16 protein-coding genes and 1 riboswitch are annotated in these 23,330 nt (G+C 43.1%); of the genes, 12 read left to right on the top strand and 4 right to left on the bottom strand.

Translation table 11 applies throughout. From position 1 onward, the window contains the following. Nucleotides 1-62: 62 nt before the first annotated feature. Nucleotides 63-386, bottom strand: coding sequence for a YbjQ family protein (locus ECHVI_RS17715; RefSeq protein ID WP_015267401.1), 324 nt, complete (start codon nucleotides 384-386; stop codon nucleotides 63-65). Between the two features lie 331 nt (nucleotides 387-717). Between ECHVI_RS17715 and ECHVI_RS17710 the strand changes: the two genes are divergently transcribed. The 6 genes from ECHVI_RS17710 to ECHVI_RS17685 all read left to right on the top strand — a co-directional run bounded on the left by ECHVI_RS17710 (nucleotide 718) and on the right by ECHVI_RS17685 (nucleotide 9,998). After that, the gene (locus ECHVI_RS17710; RefSeq protein ID WP_015267400.1) at nucleotides 718-2,028 is read left to right on the top strand and encodes a hypothetical protein; all 1,311 of its coding nucleotides are present in this window, start codon (nucleotides 718-720) and stop codon (nucleotides 2,026-2,028) included. A gap of 94 nt (nucleotides 2,029-2,122) precedes the next feature. Further along, nucleotides 2,123-2,224, top strand: a riboswitch (SAM riboswitch). Nucleotides 2,225-2,287: 63 nt separating this feature from the next. Continuing rightward, on the top strand, nucleotides 2,288-3,331 hold the full coding sequence (locus ECHVI_RS17705; protein ID WP_015267399.1) for a homocysteine S-methyltransferase family protein: 1,044 nt from the start codon (nucleotides 2,288-2,290) through the stop codon (nucleotides 3,329-3,331). Nucleotides 3,332-3,336: 5 nt separating this feature from the next. Further along, nucleotides 3,337-6,045 carry a methionine synthase gene (metH, locus tag ECHVI_RS17700; RefSeq protein WP_015267398.1) on the top strand — a complete coding sequence of 903 codons (2,709 nt, stop codon included), beginning with the start codon at nucleotides 3,337-3,339 and terminating at the stop codon, nucleotides 6,043-6,045. An 84-nt stretch (nucleotides 6,046-6,129) separates the two neighbouring features. After that, nucleotides 6,130-7,083, top strand: a complete 954-nt coding sequence (gene metF, locus ECHVI_RS17695) for a methylenetetrahydrofolate reductase [NAD(P)H] (RefSeq protein WP_015267397.1) — start codon at nucleotides 6,130-6,132, stop codon at nucleotides 7,081-7,083. A 580-nt stretch (nucleotides 7,084-7,663) separates the two neighbouring features. After that, nucleotides 7,664-8,653, top strand: a complete 990-nt coding sequence (locus tag ECHVI_RS17690; protein ID WP_015267396.1) for a formylglycine-generating enzyme family protein — start codon at nucleotides 7,664-7,666, stop codon at nucleotides 8,651-8,653. Between the two features lie 25 nt (nucleotides 8,654-8,678). Further along, nucleotides 8,679-9,998: a Gfo/Idh/MocA family protein gene (locus ECHVI_RS17685; protein ID WP_015267395.1), complete on the top strand. Its 1,320-nt coding sequence runs from the start codon at nucleotides 8,679-8,681 to the stop codon at nucleotides 9,996-9,998. A 596-nt stretch (nucleotides 9,999-10,594) separates the two neighbouring features. Here ECHVI_RS17685 and ECHVI_RS17680 read toward each other — a convergent pair. The 3 genes from ECHVI_RS17680 to ECHVI_RS17670 form a co-directional block, all read right to left on the bottom strand. Further along, the gene (locus ECHVI_RS17680) at nucleotides 10,595-11,944 is read right to left on the bottom strand and encodes a Gfo/Idh/MocA family protein (RefSeq protein WP_015267394.1); all 1,350 of its coding nucleotides are present in this window, start codon (nucleotides 11,942-11,944) and stop codon (nucleotides 10,595-10,597) included. A gap of 126 nt (nucleotides 11,945-12,070) precedes the next feature. After that, on the bottom strand, nucleotides 12,071-13,456 hold the full coding sequence (locus tag ECHVI_RS17675; protein ID WP_015267393.1) for a 3-keto-disaccharide hydrolase: 1,386 nt from the start codon (nucleotides 13,454-13,456) through the stop codon (nucleotides 12,071-12,073). Nucleotides 13,457-13,833: 377 nt separating this feature from the next. After that, nucleotides 13,834-15,480 carry a UxaA family hydrolase gene (locus tag ECHVI_RS17670; RefSeq protein ID WP_015267392.1) on the bottom strand — a complete coding sequence of 549 codons (1,647 nt, stop codon included), beginning with the start codon at nucleotides 15,478-15,480 and terminating at the stop codon, nucleotides 13,834-13,836. Nucleotides 15,481-15,854: 374 nt separating this feature from the next. Here ECHVI_RS17670 and ECHVI_RS17665 point away from each other — a divergent pair, with 374 nt between their 5' ends. From ECHVI_RS17665 to ECHVI_RS17640, 6 genes are all read left to right on the top strand, one after another. Continuing rightward, nucleotides 15,855-16,850, top strand: a complete 996-nt coding sequence (locus ECHVI_RS17665) for a sugar kinase (protein ID WP_015267391.1) — start codon at nucleotides 15,855-15,857, stop codon at nucleotides 16,848-16,850. A gap of 18 nt (nucleotides 16,851-16,868) precedes the next feature. After that, on the top strand, nucleotides 16,869-17,537 hold the full coding sequence (locus ECHVI_RS17660) for a bifunctional 4-hydroxy-2-oxoglutarate aldolase/2-dehydro-3-deoxy-phosphogluconate aldolase (RefSeq protein ID WP_015267390.1): 669 nt from the start codon (nucleotides 16,869-16,871) through the stop codon (nucleotides 17,535-17,537). Nucleotides 17,538-17,540: 3 nt separating this feature from the next. Then, the gene (locus ECHVI_RS17655; RefSeq protein ID WP_015267389.1) at nucleotides 17,541-18,548 is read left to right on the top strand and encodes a TRAP transporter substrate-binding protein; all 1,008 of its coding nucleotides are present in this window, start codon (nucleotides 17,541-17,543) and stop codon (nucleotides 18,546-18,548) included. Next, on the top strand, nucleotides 18,541-19,035 hold the full coding sequence (locus ECHVI_RS17650; RefSeq protein ID WP_015267388.1) for a TRAP transporter small permease: 495 nt from the start codon (nucleotides 18,541-18,543) through the stop codon (nucleotides 19,033-19,035). The genes ECHVI_RS17655 and ECHVI_RS17650 overlap by 8 nt, the downstream gene beginning before the upstream one ends. A 2-nt stretch (nucleotides 19,036-19,037) precedes the next feature. Beyond that, nucleotides 19,038-20,333 (top strand): TRAP transporter large permease, encoded by a 1,296-nt coding sequence (locus tag ECHVI_RS17645; RefSeq protein WP_015267387.1) that lies wholly within the window; start codon nucleotides 19,038-19,040, stop codon nucleotides 20,331-20,333. Nucleotides 20,334-21,545: 1,212 nt separating this feature from the next. Continuing rightward, nucleotides 21,546-23,258 (top strand): acyl-CoA dehydrogenase family protein, encoded by a 1,713-nt coding sequence (locus ECHVI_RS17640; RefSeq protein WP_015267385.1) that lies wholly within the window; start codon nucleotides 21,546-21,548, stop codon nucleotides 23,256-23,258. Nucleotides 23,259-23,330: the final 72 nt, after the last annotated feature.

Here is a 23,330-nt window from a genome sequence, read left to right as displayed (position 1 = left end):
ATATGATTACAGAGCACGGATGAAGGAATACATCTCTTTCTACAGAAACGTTACATCATTTATCATTGCTTGGGTTCTACCAATACGGCGGTTCCACTCGCTGTAACCATCAACATGCCATCGCGGATGGTTTCATAGTCCAGGTCCACACCGACTACAGCATTTCCTCCCATCGCTTTTGCTTGCATTTCCATTTCCATCAGAGAAGTTGACTTGGCTTCTTTCAGTACTTTTTCATAGGTGCCTGAGCGGCCACCGACGATATCTGTGATACTGGCAAAAAAGTCCCTGAAAACATTCGCTCCTATGATCGTTTCTCCAGAAACAATTCCAAAATATGTTTTGATTTCATGTCCTTCCACTGAAGGGGTGGTTGTTGTAATCATACTGTTGTTCATTTGTTTGTTAAAGAGTAGATAACTAAAACAGGGCAGTTAATATACTATAAAATCCCATAAAAGTAGTCTTTTGGGATCGATATCTCCTACGGCCATGTGGGCTGAAAGTGATATCTTGTTAATAGCGTTTTAGCTGAGATTTGTCAAATTTGGACAGCTGGGTCGATCTGGGATGGGCCATAGATTAAATCTTTACCGAAAATCCAGCAAAATGAGATCAAAATGTTTATTATGTACCTATGGCAGATGACTTATAAACCTGATAAAAGTTATCGCCTTTTAACATATAAATTTTATTTTTGAGCTGAAATTTCACCTGATGAGGACAATTGTTGTAATTTTTATTTTGGTGTGCTTCGGTGGAGAAGCTTTTGCACAAGAGACCAGAGGGTATCAGCGGACCAGCTTCAATGTTTACTATGGTACCTCTGGAGCCAATCTGCAGGGATTGAATAAGCTCTTGGAAAATCATGGTCAGCCCCCCATGCCAAACAGTTATAATTCCTATGGCCTTAGTTATCAAACACGGTTTAACGACTTTATCATTGGAGCCGAGCTCTATCAAAATAACGGTGTGGAGACGCCATTTTACGATTATGCGTTGGATTACCGTACGACTAGGGCTTTTATCAATTTCGGCTATAGCTTTACCGAAGAAGGGAAATTTCACCTGATTCATTACATGTCTATCGGCATGGGCTATTTGAATGTGGAAATGCTTGAAGAGCGGGAAGGGGAAAACCTGGACCAGTTTTTGGCCGATCCCGCTCATGGATTTATCCTGAGAAGGAATGACATCAACAAGGGCAGTCAGTTTATGGGTGGTTTTTTGACGGAAATTGGTTTTGAACTGGGCTATGACCTCAATATTTTACCCAGTGAAGAAGTCATTAGCATGATCGCCAAAGTTGGCTATTCTTTTAATCCCTTCGAAGATTCCTGGAACTTAAATGGATTGACATTTGACAATTTGCAAAGCGGTGCTTTTGTCCGGTTGGGTGCTGGCATCAGCCTTCCTGAGAAAAATTATTTCTACCGGGATGCATCTTTAGGCATACACTTAATTTATGGTGCGCACTTTACCAAGCCAAATGACCTTAATGCTCACCTTAAGAATAATGGCTACAAACCCCTAAAAGGAATTCCCAAAAACTTAGGTTTAAAGCTTTTAGGGGAAAACAGAGGGTTTCTGTACGGAATAGATTTATATAATCTAAATATGTCTGGTGAGGCAAATCAAGATTATGACCAAAGCCTTAGCAGCTTAAGGATATATGGGAACTTGGGTGCCAAACTGATCGATATTTATAATTGGGAAGTGGGCGCGTTGGGCGGCTTGGGCTATGGTAATGTACGGTACAGCTTGATCCATAAGCGAAAGCTGGATTTTCCTGATTTAATTGATCTTCCGGACTATGATGGTGAATTGCGAAATGGTGGAATGATGGCTAAACCTGAAATTTATTTAAGTAGGGTTTTCCCCCTTGCCAAAAGATCTAAGGTTGCCTTAGTGGCTTCGGTATACGGAGGAGTAGAAATTCCACTTGGAAGCTATGAGTTAGGAGCAGTCAGCATGTCTCAATACATGTCCAATCCCTATTTGCAGGTGGGAGTAGGAATCAGGCCCTGATTGATATTTACGGAGTGCTTACTGAAACCGATATTATCAAAATAAAATGGGTAGAATGTAATTTTTTTCCACTAATTCATGTTAACTTTGGAATTGCTTATCGAGAAAGACCGAGGGAAGGGCCCTATGACGTCTTAGCAACCTGATCAGACAAGGTGCTAACTCCCATCCTGAGCTTGTCAGGAAAAGATGAGCGGTAGATTATTGCTTTTCTATCGGTTCTTTGCTCGATACAGCTTTTCTTACTATTAATGAGGGCATGAATACACGAACCGACATATTACTTCAACAAGTAGACAAAAAGATCTTGATACTCGATGGTGCGATGGGTACCATGATTCAGCGTTATACGCTTGAAGAAGAGGATTTCAGGACACCTGAATTGGCCAATCACCCCAAGGCCCTAAAGGGCAACAATGATTTACTGTCACTTAGCAGACCGAAGATCATTCGGGACATCCACGATACATATTTGGAGGCTGGAGCAGATATCATAGAAACGAATACCTTTAGCAGTACTTCCATTGCACAGGAGGATTACGATCTTTCGCAATTGGCCTATGAGCTCAATGTGGAATCCGCAAGAATCGCCAGGGAAGCGGCCCTTTCATACAGTGAAAAAACTCCCGATCAGCCCCGCTTTGTGGCCGGTGCTATCGGGCCTACAAACAGGACGGCTTCGATTTCCCCAGATGTCAATGACCCTGGGTACCGTGCCATTAATTTTGATCAGCTCTCCGAGGCCTATGCCGAGCAGGTTAGGGGATTACTGGATGGGGGAGTTGATATTCTCTTGGTAGAAACGATATTTGATACCTTGAATGCCAAAGCGGCATTGTTTGCCATCCAAGAGGTTTTTGAGGAAAAAGGACTACCCCTTTCTCCAGAGGAAGGAGGGATCCCCATCATGATTTCAGGAACCATTACGGATGCTTCTGGCAGGACACTCAGTGGACAGACCACGGAGGCTTTCCTCATTTCAGTTTCTCATGTACCTTTGATGAGCATTGGGCTGAATTGTGCATTGGGGGCAAAAGAGTTAAGACCTTATCTGAAAGTGTTGGCAGAAAATGCACCGTTTTACGTCAGTGCCTATCCAAATGCCGGGCTGCCCAATGAGTTTGGCCAGTATGACCAAACCGCCCAAGAAATGGCCGATCAGGTGGAAGAATTTCTGAAAGATGGCTTGATCAATATCCTGGGTGGTTGCTGTGGGACCACTCCTGAGCATATTCGAGTGATAGGAGACGTCAGTAAAAAATACAAACCCAGAAAACTAGCGTATACATTAGAAGAAGAATAGTGGGAATGGATAAGAAGACTAAACATAACCAGCTCAAATTATCCGGGCTGGAACCATTGGTGTTTACACCGGAGTTGAACTTTGTCAATATCGGTGAACGGACCAATGTGACAGGTTCCAAGAAGTTTGCCCGTTTGATCTTGAACGGCCAATTTGATGAAGCTTTGGAAGTGGCTTTGGACCAAGTGAGGGGCGGAGCACAAGTATTGGATGTCTGCATGGATGAAGGGATGCTGGATGGTGAGGCAGCCATGGTGAAGTACCTTAACCTGATTGCTTCCGAACCAGAGATCAGTAGGATTCCTATTGTGGTGGACAGTTCCAAGTGGAATATTATTTTAGCGGGGCTAAAATGTATCCAAGGAAAGGGAATCGTCAACTCCATCAGTTTGAAAAATGGCGAGGACGAATTTATCCACCAAGCCAAAACCATCAAGAAGTTTGGTGCAGCCGTGGTGGTCATGGCCTTTGACGAAGATGGCCAAGCGGACACTTATCAGCGACGCGTGGACATTTGCAAACGGAGCTATGATATCCTTGTGGAAACGGTGAAGTTTAATCCTAATGATATTATCTTCGATCCCAATATCTTTCCGGTAGCTACCGGAATGGAGGAGCACCGAAGCAACGCCATAGATTTCTTCAAAGCCACAAAATGGATAAAAGAAAACCTCCCTGGGGCGAAAGTCAGCGGAGGCGTCAGCAATGTCAGCTTTTCGTTTAGGGGAAACAACCCTGTCCGTGAGGCCATGCATGCTGCATTTTTATATCATGCCATTCAGCATGGTATGGATATGGGAATTGTTAATCCCACCATGTTGGAAGTGTACGACGATATTCCAAAGGACCTGCTGGAGCATGTGGAAGATGTGCTTTGGGACAGGAGGGATGATGCTACCGAACGGTTGTTGGATTTTGCAGAGACCGTCAAGTCAAGCGGCAAAAAAGAAGTGGCCAGTGAAGCTTGGCGTGCAGAGTCAGTAGAAAAGAGGATCGAACATTCCTTGGTGAAAGGCATCATCGACCATATCGAAAGTGATGCGGAAGAAGCTCGTCAACATCTAAAAAGTCCCTTGAAGGTAATCGAAGGGCCGTTGATGGATGGCATGAACGTCGTGGGGGATCTCTTTGGGTCCGGAAAGATGTTTTTGCCCCAAGTGGTAAAATCTGCCCGGGTGATGAAAAAAGCGGTGGCTTACTTGGAACCCTTTATGCCGAAAGCAGGAGATGCTGACTTTAACGAAGAAAAGAGTTCCATCAAAAAAGTGCTGCTGGCTACGGTAAAGGGTGATGTTCACGATATCGGAAAGAATATTGTTGGTGTAGTATTGGCTTGTAACAGCTACCAGATTATCGATCTTGGCGTGATGGTGGATGCGCAGACGATCATAGATGAAGCCATTAAGCAGGATGTGGATATTATCGGGCTGAGCGGATTGATTACACCTTCCTTGGATGAAATGGTGAATGTGGCTTCAGAGATGGAAAGACAAGGGCTGAAAATTCCGCTTTTGATCGGTGGAGCTACGACGAGTAGAATTCATACGGCCGTGAAGATAGACCCGGTATACAGCGGCACGGTGGTTCATGTTCTGGATGCTTCCAAGTCGGTGCCTGTGGCAGGGGAAGCGATCAGCGAAGACACTAGAGACGCGTACCATGAGCAGATCAAGGCTACCTATGCGGAACTTCGAGAATCCCATCAAGCCAAGCAAGAAGCCAAGAAATTGGCTACATATGAGGAGGCAAAAGCCAATCCAGTCGTGATAGATTGGGATCATTACGCTCCCACAAAACCCGCCAAATTAGGTCGGACGATTCTTGATCTGGACATTAAAACCTTACGTAACTATATTGATTGGACACCATTTTTCAGTACTTGGATGCTGTCCGGTAAATATCCGAAAATCCTAAAGGACGAAGTGGTCGGCGTCCAGGCGCAAAAGCTATTTGACGAGGCCAATGCCATGCTGGACAAGGTGATCGATGAGAATTGGTTGCAGGCCAAGGCGGTGGTGGGGTTATATCCTGTTAAGCGAAGTGGCGACGACTTGGCTATCCTTGATGAAAACCTACATGAAACGGGGACCACTTTCCATTTTTTGCGGCAGCAAGGTAAAAAGGGTAAGGGCGTTCCCAATCGTTCTTTGGCCGATTACCTTCATCCCGAGCAAGTGGATTATTTTGGAGGTTTTGCGGTAACGGCCGGGTTGAACATGGACAAAAAGGTAGACGCATTCAAAGCTGAAGGCGATGATTACAACGAGATCATGTTCAAGGCCATCGGTGATCGTCTCGCAGAAGCTGCTGCCGAATACATGCATGAAGTAGTGCGAAAAGAACTTTGGGGCTATGCTCCTAAGGAAAAGCTTGAAAATGATGACCTCATCAAGGAGTCATATGCCGGCATTAGGCCTGCACCGGGCTATCCAGCTTGTCCCGAGCACTCCGAGAAAGTTACCCTGTTCGAATTGCTCGATGCCCAAAACAGCATTGATGTGCATTTGACAGATAGCTTTGCCATGCTACCGACTTCTTCGGTCAGCGGATTTTATTTTGGTCATCCTGAAAGCAGGTATTTCGGATTGGGTAAGATCGGTGAGGATCAGGTAGAAAGTTACGCCAAACGGAAAGGCGTTTCCAAAGAGCAGGCAGAAAAATGGCTTTCTCCAAATTTGGCCTATAATCCAAAATTAAACCCTGTTTTGGACTAAATATTCATTCATTTCGACATGTGCATGCGGCACTGCTTTCTAAAAGTGGTGCCGCTTCATACTATAACAACCTTAATTTGACCGATGAAAGTAACAGAACACCTCAACCAAGCCAAAAAGACACTTTTTTCTTTTGAAATACTTCCCCCTCTGAAAGGCCAAAGCTTAAACGAAATGCTGGATGGCATTTCGCCCTTGATGGATTTTAATCCACCCTTTATAGACGTCACCTATCACCGGGAAGAGTATGTTTATAAAAAACATGCCAATGGCCTTTTGGAAAAAGTAAGTACCCGTAAAAGACCGGGAACTGTGGGAATATGTGCCGCTTTGATGAATCGGTTTAAGGTAGATGCCGTACCGCATATCCTTTGTGGTGGATTTGACAAGGAAGAAACCGAAAATGTTTTGATAGACCTGAATTTCATTGGGGTAGAAAATGTCTTGGCACTTCGAGGAGATGCACCAAAATCTGAAGGGAGGTTTATCCCAGAAGAAGGAGGACACAGCTATTCCAATGAACTGGTTCAGCAAATAGTGGGGATGAACCAAGGAAAATACCTCCATGAAGAAACGGAATCAGGCTTTCAAACGGACTTTTGTGTGGGGGTAGCCGGCTACCCAGAAAAGCATTTCGAAGCACCGAGTTTTAAGTTTGATCTAAAATATCTGAAGGCTAAGGTGGACGCTGGAGCAGAATACATCGTCACGCAGATGTTTTTTGACAATCAAAAGTATTTTGAATTTGTTAAGCAAGTGAGGGAGGCTGGCATCACCGTGCCGATCATACCAGGGCTTAAGCCGATTACGACATTGCGTCAGATCACTGTATTGCCAAGCATTTTCTTTTTGGATTTGCCGGATCCCTTGATGGATGAATTGGAAAAATGTAAAGATAATGCCGCCGTACGCCAAGTGGGGATTGAATGGGCGATCCAGCAAAGTAAAGAATTGATTGATTTTGGCGTTCCTTGCTTGCATTATTATACGATGAGCAAGGCCAGCACGGTACATAAAGTAGCGAGCGCTGTTTTTTAAGCATAAGGCACGGTGCCTTAAACGACCTGTGTGATTTTCAAGGATATGTGCATATACTAGCAAAGCAATCTTCCTTATAATCATACAGGTTTTTTATTTTAGCCTCTTAAAGATCAAGGTTTAAGCAATATTTCTGGGTGGAGATATTTTGTTATTTAAGGGAATAATGATTCGCCACGAAGGCTCAAAGGCATAAAGCAATTATTAATGACTTTCCGTGTAGATTACAGTATCCACTTCGTGTCTTGGGTACATTTTTATTTAGCCTGGGTTTTGCTATCGAAATAGGCTTAATTCCTGTTATTTCGCATCAAGTCATATTTCTGGGGAGATGAACACGGATTTACAATGCCTAAGCTTCCTATCTGTGTTAATCAACGTTCATCCGTGGCAGCCCCTAGCTTTTTTAAAAGGTTGTTGGTTACGTTTACTACTTTCGGAGTTGAAATTTTTGTGTTTCCATCTGATCAAAGGGAAATATTACCATAAGCATTTCCTTTCATTTTTTATACGAACGGGAATATCCTTATAAAAATAGTTGCTATATTGGAAGCTAATATTATTAACCCATTAACCCTATATGTTACTTAATAAGTTTGTCATTCCAGCTATTATAGCAGGTAGTATACTGATATTTGACTCAGGAAATACTGTTTATTCTGATCCTTTTGAACAGTACAAAGAAGAAATTCCTCATACTGATTTGATTTTTGAAATGGCCCCCATTCCTTCGGGGGAGTTTGTCATGGGAAGTCCTAGCGATGAGCAAGGAAGAAATGAAGATGAAGGCCCCCAACGCCGTGTAACCGTAGATGCATTTTGGATGGGCACCCATGAGATCACTTGGGATATTTTCGAATTGTTTCTAAATAAGAATTATGAGGCTTCCATCAGCAAAAAGGAGCTTTCCCCTGCGGTGGATGGATTGACCAGGCCCACCACGCCCTATTTGGACATGACTTTTGGGATGGGCAAAGAAAATAAACCGGCCATTGGCATGACGCAATATGGTGCGATTCAATTCTGTAAGTGGCTCTACACCAAGACGGGTAAATTTTACCGTTTGCCAACAGAGGCAGAATGGGAGTATGCGGCAAGAGCAGGTGAGGGCTCAGCGTATTTTTTTGGTGATGACCAAACGCTGTTATCAGAATATGCCTGGTACAGCGAAAACAGTGAGGAGACCACGCATAAAATAGGCCTTAAAAAGCCCAATCCATGGGGACTTTATGATATTTACGGAAATGTAATGGAATGGACCAATGATGCCTATGTTCCCCACTATCCGGAAATGGAAAAAGTGGATGATAACCCCAAGGCCTCTTCAGAAGAATTGTACCCAAGGGTGATCCGAGGGGGAAGTTATATAAGCGAGCCGCTTGATCTTCGCAGTAGCAGACGTTTTGCCTCCAACCCTGAATGGAAGCAGATCGACCCACAAATCCCGAAGAGCCGTTGGTGGTTTCCAGAGGCGCCATTCTTGGGGATCAGGGTGGTGCGACCACTCAAGCAACCTTCCGAAGAAGAAATCATGGCCTATTATGATCAGGCCCCAATTGATGACTATTAATCACATAAAACCTAATATTTACACAATGAACCTAAAAGATAAAAACCAAAGAAGAGAATTCCTAAAAGCGTCTGCTTTGGTCACAGGAGGGATGATGCTCAGTCCATTATCCATTCCTGGTGCCTATGCAGCGGGAAGTGATGAAATTAAGATTGCCTTGATTGGCTGTGGTGGTCGAGGTACTGGAGCGGCGTTTCAAGCCTTTGGTACGGACCAAAACATTAAGTTGGTAGCCATGGCCGATGCATTCAGGGACAGGCTGGACGACAGTTACAAAGCATTATCCTCCAAAATCGGAACGGAAAAAGTGATAGTGCCAGAAGATAAAAAATTCGTCGGTTTTGATGGATATAAGCATGCAATAGCAGAAGCTGATGTGGTATTATTGGCAACGCCTCCTGGATTCAGACCTATCCATTTTGAAGAAGCCATTCGTCAGGGGAAACATGTTTTCATGGAAAAACCTGTAGCTACGGATGCCAATGGGATCCGCCGGGTGATTAAAGCTGCAGAGCAAGCAAAAGCCCAAAAGCTCAATGTGGTGGTAGGATTGCAAAGAAGGTACCAGGACAACTACATCGAAACCATCAAGCGCATCGAAGACGGGGCGATTGGGGATATCGTCGGTGGACATGTCTATTGGAATGGAGGAGGTGTATGGACTCGTGCACGGCAACCTGAACAAACTGAAATGGAATATCAGATGCGCAACTGGTATTATTTCAATTGGTTGTGCGGAGACCATATTACAGAACAGCATGTACACAATATTGACATTGCCAACTGGATTAAGGGAGGATATCCGGTAAAAGCAGAGGGCACTGGCGGTAGAATGGTTCGTACGGGATTGGACACTGGTGAGATTTTTGACCACCACTCTGTGCGATTCACCTATGCGGATGGCACGGTGATCGACAGCGAATGTCGTCATTTTCCTGGCGCCTTCAATAAGGTCGATGAATCTTTTGTGGGTACCAAAGGAAGGGCTTACATGAATGCCGGAAATGTAGGGAAACTCTCAGACCTAAAAGGAAATGCAATATACGACCATGACGGTAAAGGAAATATCAATCCCTATCAGCAAGAACACAACAAACTATTTGCCGCCATTGTAAAGGGTGAATATATGTATGAAGACGCTACCAGATCGGCCATGAGTACGATGACATCTATTTTAGGAAGAAATGCCACTTATTCCGGAAAAGAGATTTCTTGGGATGAGGCATTTAATTCTGATATAGACCTGATGCCGGATAAGTTTGCTTGGGATGCCTTACCAAAGGTATTACCAGATGAAAATGGCCTTTATCCGCATGCCATCCCCGGTCAGACCAAGGTGGTCTAGTCCTTCAAACAAAGAATATCATTTTGTATCCGTGCAGATGTGTAGCCTGATGATGGCCGCCGTTGCACGGATTTTTTTGTTAGGTGATCGTAACATAAAAGGAACACTTTAACCAAAATAGACAAGACAAGCCGTTGGAATGAACCATCTCAGCAAGCAGAAAAGAGAGGAGATAGCTTATTTCGATGGTTAGACATATGTTTTGCCAACTTTGGTTTCTATTTGGCCATGGATGGACGCTTGCCCTCCTTTAGGGTAGCTGCCCACAGAAACATTTCTTGATCCACCATTTCAGCTAATCACTGACGGTTTTCATGAATTGGTTAAACGGTTATCCGAATAATTGGATAAGCAGTTATTAGAAGGATATCTACTGAAGTGATTGATCTCAAGGAGAAGGATGATACTTTGCATTGACCTTGGGGCCGAAATTAAAGACTTTTTGGTTCTAGTTTATGCTGTGCATAATGTCCGATAAAGAAGAAAAGGGATCAAGCCACGAAGTTTAGCCCCGTGGATGATCCCTTTTCAATATCCTGCATTCCGAATACCAACCAATTATTCGTTAATGTTTGGTATGAGCATGGTTTATACCATTAGATAGTAGGTTCGTATCCTTTTTCATAGTCCCTGGACCAAAGCTTTTGGGCAGCTCTGCTATTGGTGATATGGCCATCTTTGGTGTCACACTCCAATACATCTCCAGTTCGTGAAGCGATATTTGCCAAGTGGCATAGCAAGGTGCTTTTCGCTCCTTCATCAATAGGAGAATTTTGTTTTTCCTTTCCTCTGATGGCTTGGAAGAAATTATAAACGTGTGTGGTGGACACGTCGCCTCCTCCGCCCAAGGCTGTGCCGGCTTCAGAACCTGATCCATAGTTTTCTTTAACTAATTTACCATCCCTGTCATATTGTTTATACCCGCTTCGATCAATGAAGGCTGATCCTTCGGTACCATAAATGATGGTTCCTCTACCGCCACCATAAGTTTTCATGCTGTTTCGGCTCTTACCATCCCACTGAATGGTCTTGTTACCTTCAAATTTAAATACGGCATCCATGGTATCGTACATGGTCCAGCCATCATCAGGCCAATGGTATTTTCCTGAATCTACCATCACGCGATTAGGAAACTCTACCTGCAGTGCCCATCGGGCAATGTCCAGCTCATGAGTCGCATTGTTACCTGTCTCTGCTGTTCCAAAATCCCATCCATACCAATGCCAATTATAGTCCCAAGTGTCGTGCATGTATTCTTTGCGCGGAGAAGGCCCTTGGAAAAGATCCCAGTCCAAACCTTCTGGTACCGGTGCTTTGGTGGGGTTTACCACACGTCCTCTGGAATTGGAGTAAAATGCCGTGGCTTTGTATGGATTGCCAATTTCTCCATTATGAATGGCATTGATGATTTCTTGGGAAGGTGAAGAAGACCGCTGCTGGTTTCCCATTTGGATCACTTTATTGTATTTCTTTTGGTATTCCACCAACAGTTCTCCTTCTCTGGGATTGTGGCTACACGGTTTTTCTACATATACATGCTTTCCTGCTTCCACGGCCATCCAAGTTCCCGGTGCATGCCAGTGGTCCGGGGTGGCATTGATGATCGCATCTACTTGAGGGTCTTCAATGACTTTAAAAATACTGTTTTCCAATTTTGCGTTGTGGTCGATTCGCTTGGCAAAGTTTTTTGCCGCTTTTTCCCGTTGTGACTTCATGACATCACAGAGGTAAACCAAGTTTACATTGGAGACCGGCAAGGAAATGGGATCATAATAGGCCCCCAATCGTCTTCCCAAACCACAAATGGCTATATTCAGCCGGTCATTTGCTCCTAGGATGTTGCCGTAACTTTTGGCGCTGAAGCCCAATGCCCCCAAGCTGGAAATGCCTGCAGTGGCAAGGACTGATTTTTTGATAAATGTTCTTCTATTATTATTGGTTTTCATAAGGCTTTTTAATTTTCTAAATTATACCGGATAGGAATCTATTAAAATCAAATGACCCTGCTAACACAAATGGGTGACAGGGTCATCTGATTTAATGGTCCATTTTTAGCATGAATGGCTAACGGCTTAATGTAGTGGTTTTAATTTGATGCTTTTGAAGCTTACCAGGTTTCCATGATCCTGAAGAAGGATGTGACCTTGATCAGCTTCTCCAAAATCTTCCCATTTGGCGTATTTGCTCCCTGCCACCAGTTTACGGTACTCATCAGAACCTCTTTCATATTCGAGAACTTTTACACCATTTAGGTAATGTTCTACATGATTGTTAGGGTAAACGACCACCCGACCTTGGTTCCATTCACCAATTGGTTTTATAAACCGGGGTTGTTTGTCAGCTGTAATCAGGTCATACAGGGAAGAAAGGGTCCTGTTTCCGTTTTTTCCTTTTTTGGCATCGGGATGCTTTTCGTCGTCCAAGATTTGATATTCTAACCCAATGGCTGATCCTGAAGTTTTTTCATCCAGCGTCACAAAGTATTTCACACCGCTATTGGCTCCTTCGGATAGCTTGAACTGGAAAGAAAGATCAAAAGCACTGTACATGTCTTCTGTGATGATGTCTCCAAAAGATTGTGATTCACTACCATCGGATTCTGCTATCGTCAGCACCCCCTCACTAACTGTCCATCCCTTGGATGGGAATTCTTCACCTTTGGCTGATTTCCATCCTGCTGTGTTAGTTCCGTTAAATAGCAATTTCCAGCCATCTTCCTTTTCATAGTCCGTCAGCGAATTGTCAATGGTACTGACCACATAGTGTCCTTTTTCAAAAGCTTTTGGCTCCAGGTTTTCAGTTTGGACCTTAATGTTCTTGAAGTACGTTTTTCTGCCGGCATGATCAGGATTGCTCCCGATGCTATGCACTTGAAGGCCAATAAACCCTTGGCTGTCCATGTCGTCCACCAAATAGGCTACAGGCTGCCCGTTTATCCAAGTTTTGATTTCATTTCCAATGGCTTCGATACGGTAGTGGTTGTATTCTCCTAGTTTGAAGGCCTTTCGTGCCTCTGGGTTTAAGCTTAACGGATAGAGCCAGCCACGTCGCGCTTCATCATAGATCCCGCCAGACCATGCACGCTCTTTGGGGTCAGCTTCTACTTGATAGCCGAAAACCCGGCCTTTTTGAGCATCATATTGCCCGCGGGTCATCACGCCTGAATTGCTGGTTTCGTCCTCAATTTTCAGGTCCAATTCCAGAATGTAATCGCCAAAGATCTTTTCGGTGGAGAGAAAAGTGTTTGGGGTATTTACTTTGGATATCCCCACGATGGCATCGTCCTCTATGATAAATTCCGCTTCACCACCCAAAGCCTTCCAGCCTTCCAGTGATTCACCATCAAAAAGTGAGGTCCATCCATCTTCGGTAGAGGTACTTTCCTTTTTTTGTTCACAGGAAAAACAAATCATTCCACTTAAAATTAGCGCAAGTGGAAAAGATAATTTCTTATACATGTTTATCTCGGTTTTATTGATTTTAGTAAGCTAAAAATGAGGATTTAATCTTTGCTTGACAAATATTGTACGTAGTTTAATTACGAAATCGATTCCGAGAGGTAGCGGTGCCAGAAGGGTAGCTGATAGGGGAGTGGAGTGGAAAATGGAAGGTTAGATAATTCGTAGTTTACAACTGGATAGGCGAATTTGGGGCGAGATTGGGAGGTTCACCTGTAGGACACGTTGGGCAAATGGCTACATAGAAAAGTCATTCATCCATCAGGTGAATCGCTTAAAAACATGGGACATTCCTGAATTTTAAACAAAAAAGCGCCTTCTGGCGCTTTTTTATATCAGGGCTGAAACCTGAGGGATTTAATATTTGGCTCCGCTATTTACAACGAAACGCCTCTTTTCCAAGGGATGAAGTCATCCTGATTTAACGTCATGGCTTTGGCCTTTTTGTTGCCACTGGCCACTTCAATGATGTGCTCAAGAATTTCTTCGCCCATCTGATCGATGGTTTTGTCACCTGAAATTACCCCGCCGGTATTGATATCAATGATATCATCCATCTTTTCTGCCAAAATATGATTGGAAGAAACTTTTAACACTGGGGTTACAGGATTTCCGGTGGGCGTGCCCAAGCCGGTGGTGAAGAGGATGACGTTAGCTCCAGATCCAGCCATAGCAGTGGTGCTCTCCACATCATTGCCTGGAGTACATAGTAAATTAAGGCCGGGTTTGGTGACATATTCTGCATAATCCAACACGTCTACAATAGGAGAGGTACCTCCTTTTTTAGCAGCTCCTGCAGATTTCATTGCATCCGTGATCAGGCCGTCCTTAATGTTTCCAGGACTTGGGTTCATGTCAAAACCTGAACCTACTGCTTCTGCGGAAGCGGCGTAAGCTCTCATTAACGTCACGAATTTGTCAGCGGACTCATCGGTCGTACAGCGGTTGATCAATTCTTGCTCTACCCCACACAGCTCCGGAAATTCGGAAAGGATGGTTTTTCCGCCAAGTGCTACCACCAAGTCAGAAGCATGGCCTACGGAAGGATTGGCCGAAATGCCAGAGAAGCCATCAGATCCACCACATTCAAGCCCTACGGTAAGCTTGCTCAAAGGCGCAGGTTGTCGCTCCAATTGATCTGCATCGGTGAGGGCAAGGAAGGTTTTTTGGATAGCATTGGTGAGAAGGGTGTTTTCTGTTCCTTCTTGTTGTTGCTCCAAGATAATGACAGGCTTTTTAAGGTCTGGATTGATCTTGTCCAGTTTTTCCCTTAAGATCGATGGCTGTGCATTTTGGCAACCCAGGCTAAGGATGGTCGCTCCTGCCACGTTAGGATTGTTAATGTATCCGGCGATCAAGCCACAAAGCATTTCGGAATCTTGTCTGATTCCGCCACAGCCTGCTTGGTGGGTGAGGAATTTGATGCCATCTATGTTTTTAAATATACGCGATTCCCCATCTTGCTCTGCAGTTTCCACACTGAGGGTCGCGATTTCTTCTTTTTTACCTTGCGTGTAAAGGTCTTTCATTTGCTTGACAAAGCTCTTGTATTTATTGGGCTTCGCAAATCCCAACTCCTCTACAAAGGCATTTTTCATGATTTCGATGTTCCGGTTTTCACAGAACACAAGCGGTATAACCAACCAATAATTGGCAGTTCCTACTTGTCCATCTTCCCGGTGATAGCCCATAAAGGTGCGGTCGGCCCATTTGCTTACATCGGGTGCATTCCATGGTTTGAAATCCCGTACTCCGGTAAATTCTGATGTTTTGTGGGCTACATTTTGGGTTGTTAATACTTCACCTTTAGCAATGGCATTCATGGCTTTGCCACAGATGATGCCATACATATAAATGTCTTCGTCGGTAGCAAATGCCGCTTCTGCAAATTTATGTTTTGCCTTGACATCATGTGTCAGGGTAATTTCATTTCCTTCAAACTCAATTTGCTCACCGGCTTTTAGGTCAGTTAATGCTACCAGGACATTATCTTTTGGGTGAATCTTTAAGATTTTATGTAACATGTGTTTTAAAATTTATTATATTGCGCAATCGATTGCACAATTTAGGCAAAAAAATGCTAAAGCAAATGAAAATTCCGGTTTTTTTCTGCTTAGAAAATATTTTCATCGGTTTTGAGCATCTTTGTCTAATGAAATACCTGGTGGGAAATGGTTTGCCAAGAAAAATTAACAGGGAAGGCTTAAAATGACCTTTAAAATTTTTTTTGGAAATTTATTTGGGCTTAATTCGGTAAATGAAACCGTAGGGTCATAAAATTGCCTTCTTTGAGATGGATGTTTTTAATCACAAAAGATGAAGGGAAAGATCATGCTCAAGGTTTGTAGTCGAATTTCTGAAACAAATAACTTCATAACCAGTAACCAATAACCATTAGATGAACAAGCGCGTAATTACGCTCGGGGAAATCATGATGAGACTCTCCACTCCGGGCCATGAAAGATTTGTCAGCAGTAATCAATATAATATCGTGTATGGCGGCGCAGAAGCCAATGTAGCTATTTCACTGGCCAATTGGGGCATTTCCACAGCGCATGTAACAGCTTTTCCAAATAATGACATAGGAAAGGCAGCCCTCCAATATCTACGATATGCCGGACTGGATACGCAATATGTGTATTTTGAGGAAGGAAGAATGGGGCTTTATTTTGTCGAAAACGGCGCAATGCAACGCTCTTCCAAAATTATATATGACCGATTTGACTCTGTTTTTGCGAATTTTGATGGAGATAAAATCGATTGGAAAGCGGTTTTTAAAGGTGCTGACTGGTTTCACTGGACGGGTATTACGCCGGCCATTTCAGCTTCAGCTGCTAAGATTTGTACCGAAGCGGTCAATGCGGCAAGTGAACTTGGCGTCAAAATAAGTGGTGACATCAACTACAGGAGAAACCTTTGGCAGTATGGAAAGCAGCCATTGGACATCATGCCAGACTTGATTGCCAAAACCAATGTGGTCATTGCCGGTCTTACGGATTTTGAAAACTGTATGGACATCCACGAGCAGGACTATGAAGCTGCTTGTAAAAAGGCCCAAGAAAAATGTCCTTCCATCGAATACATTTCTACTACCCATAGAAATAGCATCAGCGCAAGTCACAATGGCCTTTCAGGCGTATTGTGGAATGGGCATGAGCTGTTGGAAAGCAAAAGTTACGACATGACCCATATTGTGGACCGAGTGGGAGGGGGCGATGCCTACATGGCAGGGCTCATTTATGGTTTGCTGGAAGGAGAAGACCAGGCAGCATTGGAATATGCAGTAGCCGCTTCTGTTTTAAAGCATTCTATTCCAGGTGATGCCAATTTTGTAACGGTCGATGAAGTGAGCCAGTTGGTGAAAGGTGAAAATGTAGGAAAATTATTAAGGTAGTTAACCAGTAAATATCATATGAAATTTAGCAATAGTGAGATCATTGAAGCGATGGAAAAAACGGGGATGATCCCGGTTTTTAACCACAGTGATCTGGAAGTAGCCAAAAATGTAATGGACGCGTCTTATAATGGAGGGGTGCGTGTTTTCGAATTTACAAACAGAGGGGAGAATGCATTGGAAGTCTTTAGAGAACTGAAGGCTTATTCCAGTAGGCATAAAGGCCTCATGTTAGGGATAGGCACTATTTTTACCCCAAAAGAAGTGGAAGACTTTATAGAGGCAGGTGCTGATTTTATCGTTTCACCTGCCCTTATCCCCAACGTCGCCGTGACGGCTACCAGAAACGATACCCTTTGGATTCCGGGTTGTGGTACGGTGACTGAGATTTTTAACGCACGGGAAATGGGAGCTCAAGTCATCAAAGCTTTTCCAGGAAATGTGCTTGGGCCGTCCTTTATTTCAGCTGTTAAAGCTGTTCTTCCTTCCCTAAAGATAATGCCTACGGGAGGAGTGGAACCTACAGAAGAGAATTTGGGCCAATGGTTCAAAGCAGGTGTGACCTGTGTGGGCATGGGATCACAGCTATTTAAAAAAGATTGGATCAAACAAAAGAAATTCGATGCGCTCGAAAAACAAATTTCGGAGGCGTTGGATACCATTCAGAGGATTAGAAATAGCCAGTAATACATGAAGAAGTTAAGCAATTATCATAGACCCAATTTTCTCGTTAGTATACTGCTTTTTGGTTTATTGGTCGTCTCATTTTCATGTCAAGGTCCGGGTAGCAAACGAGTGATCAAATTGGGACATGGACTGGATACCAAACACCCTGTACATGAGGCCATGCTTTACATGGCCAAAAGGCTGGAAGAGAAATCCGACGGGAAACTTACCATGAAGGTATACCCAAATGCACAATTGGGCAACGAACGGGAGTTGGTGGAGTTATTGCAAATCGGGAGTCTTGGAATGACCAAGGTATCCTCTGCAGTAATGGAAAGCTTTGCTCCAAAGATCCAAGTGCTGAGCCAACCCTACCTTTTTAGGGACAATGGTCACCGAGAGCGGGTGCTTAATGGTGAAATCGGTAAAAGGCTCCTCAATGAAGGAACCCAATTTTGGCTCAAGGGGCTGTGCTTTTACGATGCTGGATCGCGGAGTTTTTACACCAAAGATAAGCCGGTAGAAAGTCCGGAAGACTTGGTGGGCAAGAAAATCCGGGTGATGGAAAGTAATACGGCCATTAACATGGTCAATAGTTTTGGAGGATCACCAACACCGGTTTCTTGGGGAGAGCTCTATACGGCACTGCAGCAGGGAATAGTGGATGGTGCCGAAAACAATCCACCAAGTGTAATCAGTTCAAGACACTATGAGATTTGTAAGTTTTATTCATTGGACGAGCATACGGCCGTTCCGGATATGCTTATCGTGAGTACCAAAGTATGGGACAGACTTTCCGAAGAGGAACAAAACTGGCTGCAGGAAGCTGCGGATGAATCTGCTAAATTTCAGTATAAAATTTGGGCTGAAGCAGAAGAAGAGAGTATGAGGCAGTTGGAAGCAGAAGGAGTGACCATCACACGACCAGACAAAGAGCCCTTTAGAAAAGCGGTGGAGCCCATGTATGAGCAAATCAAACAATCACAGCCAGAAATGTACGAGATCATAGAAAAGATTAGGAACCATGAATAACCAAAGTAACTCACTCAAAAACCGGATAAATCATAATGTGGGGTATGCATTGATGTTCATCATGGCGCTTATGGTGATCAATGTGACTTGGCAAGTACTTTCCCGTTATGTGTTTCAATCACCCAGTTCATTTACGGACGAACTAGCAAGGTTTTTATTAATTTGGCTTGGCATGTTGGGTGCGGCCTATGTGGCGGGACATAACGAGCACTTGGCCATCGATATCCTACCTTCCAAACTTAAGGGAAAAGCCAAAAACAATTTGATGATCTTCATCCATGTTATCATCATTGCCTTTTCTGTTCCTGTGATGATTTTTGGTGGTAGCAACTTGGTATATATTACTTATATTTTAGGGCAAAAATCCACTACGTTACAGATACCTTTGGCGTATGTATACACCATCATTCCAATTAGTGGGGTTTTGATTCTTATCTATCAAGTGGCCGACATCAAACTCCTTCTTCAACAAAACCCAAAATCATAATCATGGAATACATCACCATAATCATATTAGTATTAAGTTTTATAACGCTGATGGGACTAGGTGTACCCGTCGCATGGAGCCTCGGTTTTTCCAGTTTGTTGACATTGATGGTAACCGTAGCGGCTGTTCCATCTATGACGACCATCGCCCAACGAATGGGTGCGGGGTTAAATAGTTTTTCACTCTTGGCCATTCCCTTTTTTATTCTGGCTGGAGAAATCATGAACAAGGGAGGGATCGCCAATCGGCTCATTAACCTCGCAAAAGCCCTTACTGGAAAACTTCCGGGAGGACTACTATATGTGAATGTTATCGCTGCCATGCTGTTTGGGGCGATCGCAGGATCAGCCGTAGCAGCGGCGTCTGCATTGGGCGGAATTTTAGGAAAAAGAATGGAAGACGAAGGTTACCCTAAAGAACTTGGAGTAGCGGTAAATGTGACTTCATCCACCACAGGGCTCGTCATTCCTCCTTCCAATGTATTGATTGTTTATTCTTTGGCCAGTGGCGGAGTATCCATTGCAGCCCTATTTGTAGCCGGATATATTCCTGGTCTGTTCATGGGACTTTTACTCATGCTTACTGCCGCCTATTTTATCAAGAAAAAGAAACTGCCTGCTGGAGAGCCTACTTCATTTAAAGAATTGGGAAAAGTGTTCTTTTCTGCTGCACCCAGCTTGACCTTATTGGTAATCGTAATTGGGGGAATCGTCATGGGGGTGTTTACCGCCACGGAAGCATCAGCTATCGCCGTTTTATACTGCTTGGGACTTTCTTTCTTTTATGGGGAGTTAAAACCCAGGGATTTACCGGCCATTTTGCTCAAATCATCTGCCACTACTGCAGTGGTAGCCATGTTGATCGCTACCTCCATGGCCATGTCTTGGGTGATGTCCAGTGAAGATATTCCGCAGTCCATTAGTGCTGTGTTACTTTCATTAAGTGATAACAAGTTTGTCATCCTTATTATCATCAACCTAATCTTACTTTTTGTTGGGATCTTCATGGACATGACACCTGCGGTATTGATCTTTACGCCGATATTCTTGCCAGTAGTCACCGAATTGGGTATCGATCCTGTGCACTTTGGTATTATCATGGTACTTAACCTTTGTATAGGTTTGTGTACGCCACCTGTAGGTTCGGTGTTGTTCATTGGGGTAGGTGTGGCCAAGACCTCTATCTCCAATGTCGTCAAGCCGTTGCTGCCTTTCTTTATTGCCATGATCATTGGATTGGCAGTGATTACCATCTGGCCGCAACTTACCCTTTGGCTACCAAGTTTATTTGGACTTTAACGGCAAAGATCATAAGTTAAGCTAAATTATAATAAAGTATCTACTATAATTATTGCGAAAGCGAAGGGATGGTCTACCGAAAAGCAGGCAGTCCCTTCGCTTTTTTATGATACCTCATTTGACATTTGAGAATGCTCATTTTTTAATGAAGACGGACATTTTTAAAGCATCTTTATACCCTTTATGCAAGTGTTCCAGGATCAGTCAGAAAAGTTTTAAGCTAGCCCATTTCGATGAGTAAACATATGCTTTGTCACCTTTAGTTCCTATTCTGTTACGGATGAACGTGAATAAACACATTTAGGGAGCTTAAACCATGGTAAATTTGTGTCCATCCTATTATCTTTGGCTCATTTAATAAAACGTTCTCTAAATGTTCCGTGAAATCATTTTGTGTGCATTCATCCAGTCCACAGTTGAAATACCCTCCTATTTGTCCATATTAATTTTTATAAAGGAGTAGTTTTATCCTTTCATATATTTTAGTCATCCCATGATTTTTCCCAGTAGAATCTTGAAAAGTAAAATCTTTGCTGGATCAGAGAGGCAAGCAACGTGATGATATTGGTATTTTTTCAAATAATTATATATTACACTTAAATATTGGGTAATTTACTATATTTAAGTAAAATTAGTTCAAACAACGTAACCCAAATGAAAAGGGCATTCCATTTCTAGGGACAATTAGATTTGAGACAACACTGGATTATGGATTAAGCAGAAAAGATGGGGGCTAGCCTTTTTCGAGAGCCAATCATATTCTATGCTACCTTTGGTTCCTATTTCGCCATGGATGAACAATAATAAACATGTTTAGGGATCAATCGGAAAAGTTCGGTATTGACAGTTTGTTTTTTGGTAACACCACAGGAAACAAAAATGCCACAAGGTCTCAAATATTCCAAGTGAGTGCTGCATCTGCACTGAAAGGGATTTAAAGTTACTTTGTGCCTTAAAGGCTTTGTGGCGTATGATTATTCCGATAAATAAAGAAATTTATCACCCCAGAACTATTGCTTGATCCGGGGTTATTGGATTTCCCCCCTTTTAACGACAATGTTTTAAATACTAAAAGTAGAACGTAAGTATGTTTAAATCGTTAGATAAATAGAAGGTAATCGGTTTAATTTAATGGTAATCAGCTAATATTTACCCACAAACCCTAATATATGATGATATTTGGTAAATTATTGCATCCCTAATTTTTGAATTATGCATAACCTATTGGGTTTTTCTCAGGAAAATTCTTCTTCGTCAAACGAGGTAGTGGATGATCATTTTTCTACTAGTAAAAACTATTTTGTTAGTGATAAAATTCTAGTTCATTTTTTACAAAAAGAGTTTTCTTCCACTGTTTGGTCTTTTATCCAAGCGCGGCTCACTAAGCTAGGAAAGAATGCAGCTTCGAATATGGATGAGCTTTCTATGACGGCAGATAAAAACCCTCCCAAGCTCGTCAAAAGAGATTTATTTGGGAGGGATATCCAAAAGATTACCTATCATCCTGCGTACAAGGCCTTATTGAAAATAGCGGTAGACGCAGGAATCCTAAGCATAAAATGGAACCCTACATTTCGGTCAGTGTACAAAGGCCAGTTGCACCGCATGGGCTTTAGTCTTGCCTTTATTTATGGAATGGGGGAGAGTGGCGTATCTTGTCCGCTGTGCATGACGGATGGAGCTGCCATGATTCTGGATAAATACTTGCCCCCTGGAGATAGTAAACGATTCATCGAACATATTTATACGAGTGAGGTCGAGCATTTGTATACTGGCGCCATGTTTTTGACCGAAAAAGCAGGAGGTTCAGATGTTGGTGCAAACCAATTACTGGCCACTAAAGTAGGGGAATCCTCTTATCTTCTAAATGGAGAAAAATGGTTTTGCAGTAATGCATCTGCAGAAATCAAATTGGTACTTGCCAGAACAGATAGTGGTATTAAGGGTACGCAAGGATTATCGTTGTTTCTTGTTGAGAACAGTCAATTTGACGACAGTGGTGGGACAATGGAATATGTCCGACTGAAAGATAAGTTAGGGGTCAAATCTATGGCTACGGCAGAAATCAATTTTAAAAATACCCAAGCCACCATAATTGGAAAAGAGGGCGAGGGGTTCAAGATCATGACCGAAATGATCAACCTTTCCCGCTTATGGAATGCCGTCATTTCCATAGCGGGTCTTAGGAGATGCCTGATCGAAGCTTACCAGTTTTTATGCTTTCGGCATACATTTGGCAAGCGAGCACTAGAACATGCGTTGGTCAGGAATAAACTTTATGAATTGGCATCCCGTTATGTGGCTGACTTTTACCTCACTTGGAAGACGATAGGCATGTTGGACAAGTTGGAAGCGGGTGAAGATGAATACCAAAGTATGTTAAGAGTCCTCATCCCAATGGTAAAGAAGAAAAGTGCGGAAACAAGCGTTTATGCGATCAGGGAGTGCATGGAGCTTTTGGGAGGATTGGGCTATATTGAAGAAGGTGTTTTGCCCAAATTCATGCGGGACAGTATGGTATTACCGATATGGGAAGGTACCGGAAATATGATGATTTTAGACACCCTTAGGGCATGTCATAAAGGTGATGGCCTGGAAAAACTTGTCCATCAGACCAAGGAGTCTTTGGCCAAAAAGCCTGGAATGAATAAGGAACTCGCCAATTTTAATTATATACTGGGGCAACTAGACACGCTTGAAGTGGTGGACCGGGAAACAGCAGAATATAACGCAAAAGAAATTTTCGAGAAGATGACACTTTACATCCAGTTGGGATTCCTCATCAACCAAGAGGACCGTGAGAGTGCTTCTTGGATAAGGCCTACCATACACTGGCTAAGACACCAGCTTTCTGATAAAAAGGAATTGATAAAGTCTCCCATTACCACTGAGGAGATCATTAGGATGATTGCCTGGGGCTTTTAATGCGAAATGTTTTTTGATAATAAGCAGTAAAATCTCTCGAAAACAGTCCACGTTTTATGAATTATATAAACA

This window comes from Echinicola vietnamensis DSM 17526, assembly GCF_000325705.1.
Taxonomy (GTDB): domain Bacteria; phylum Bacteroidota; class Bacteroidia; order Cytophagales; family Cyclobacteriaceae; genus Echinicola; species Echinicola vietnamensis.
The sequence above is the reverse complement of the archived record's forward strand: the minus strand, read 5'-3'. Positions and strand labels throughout refer to the sequence as shown.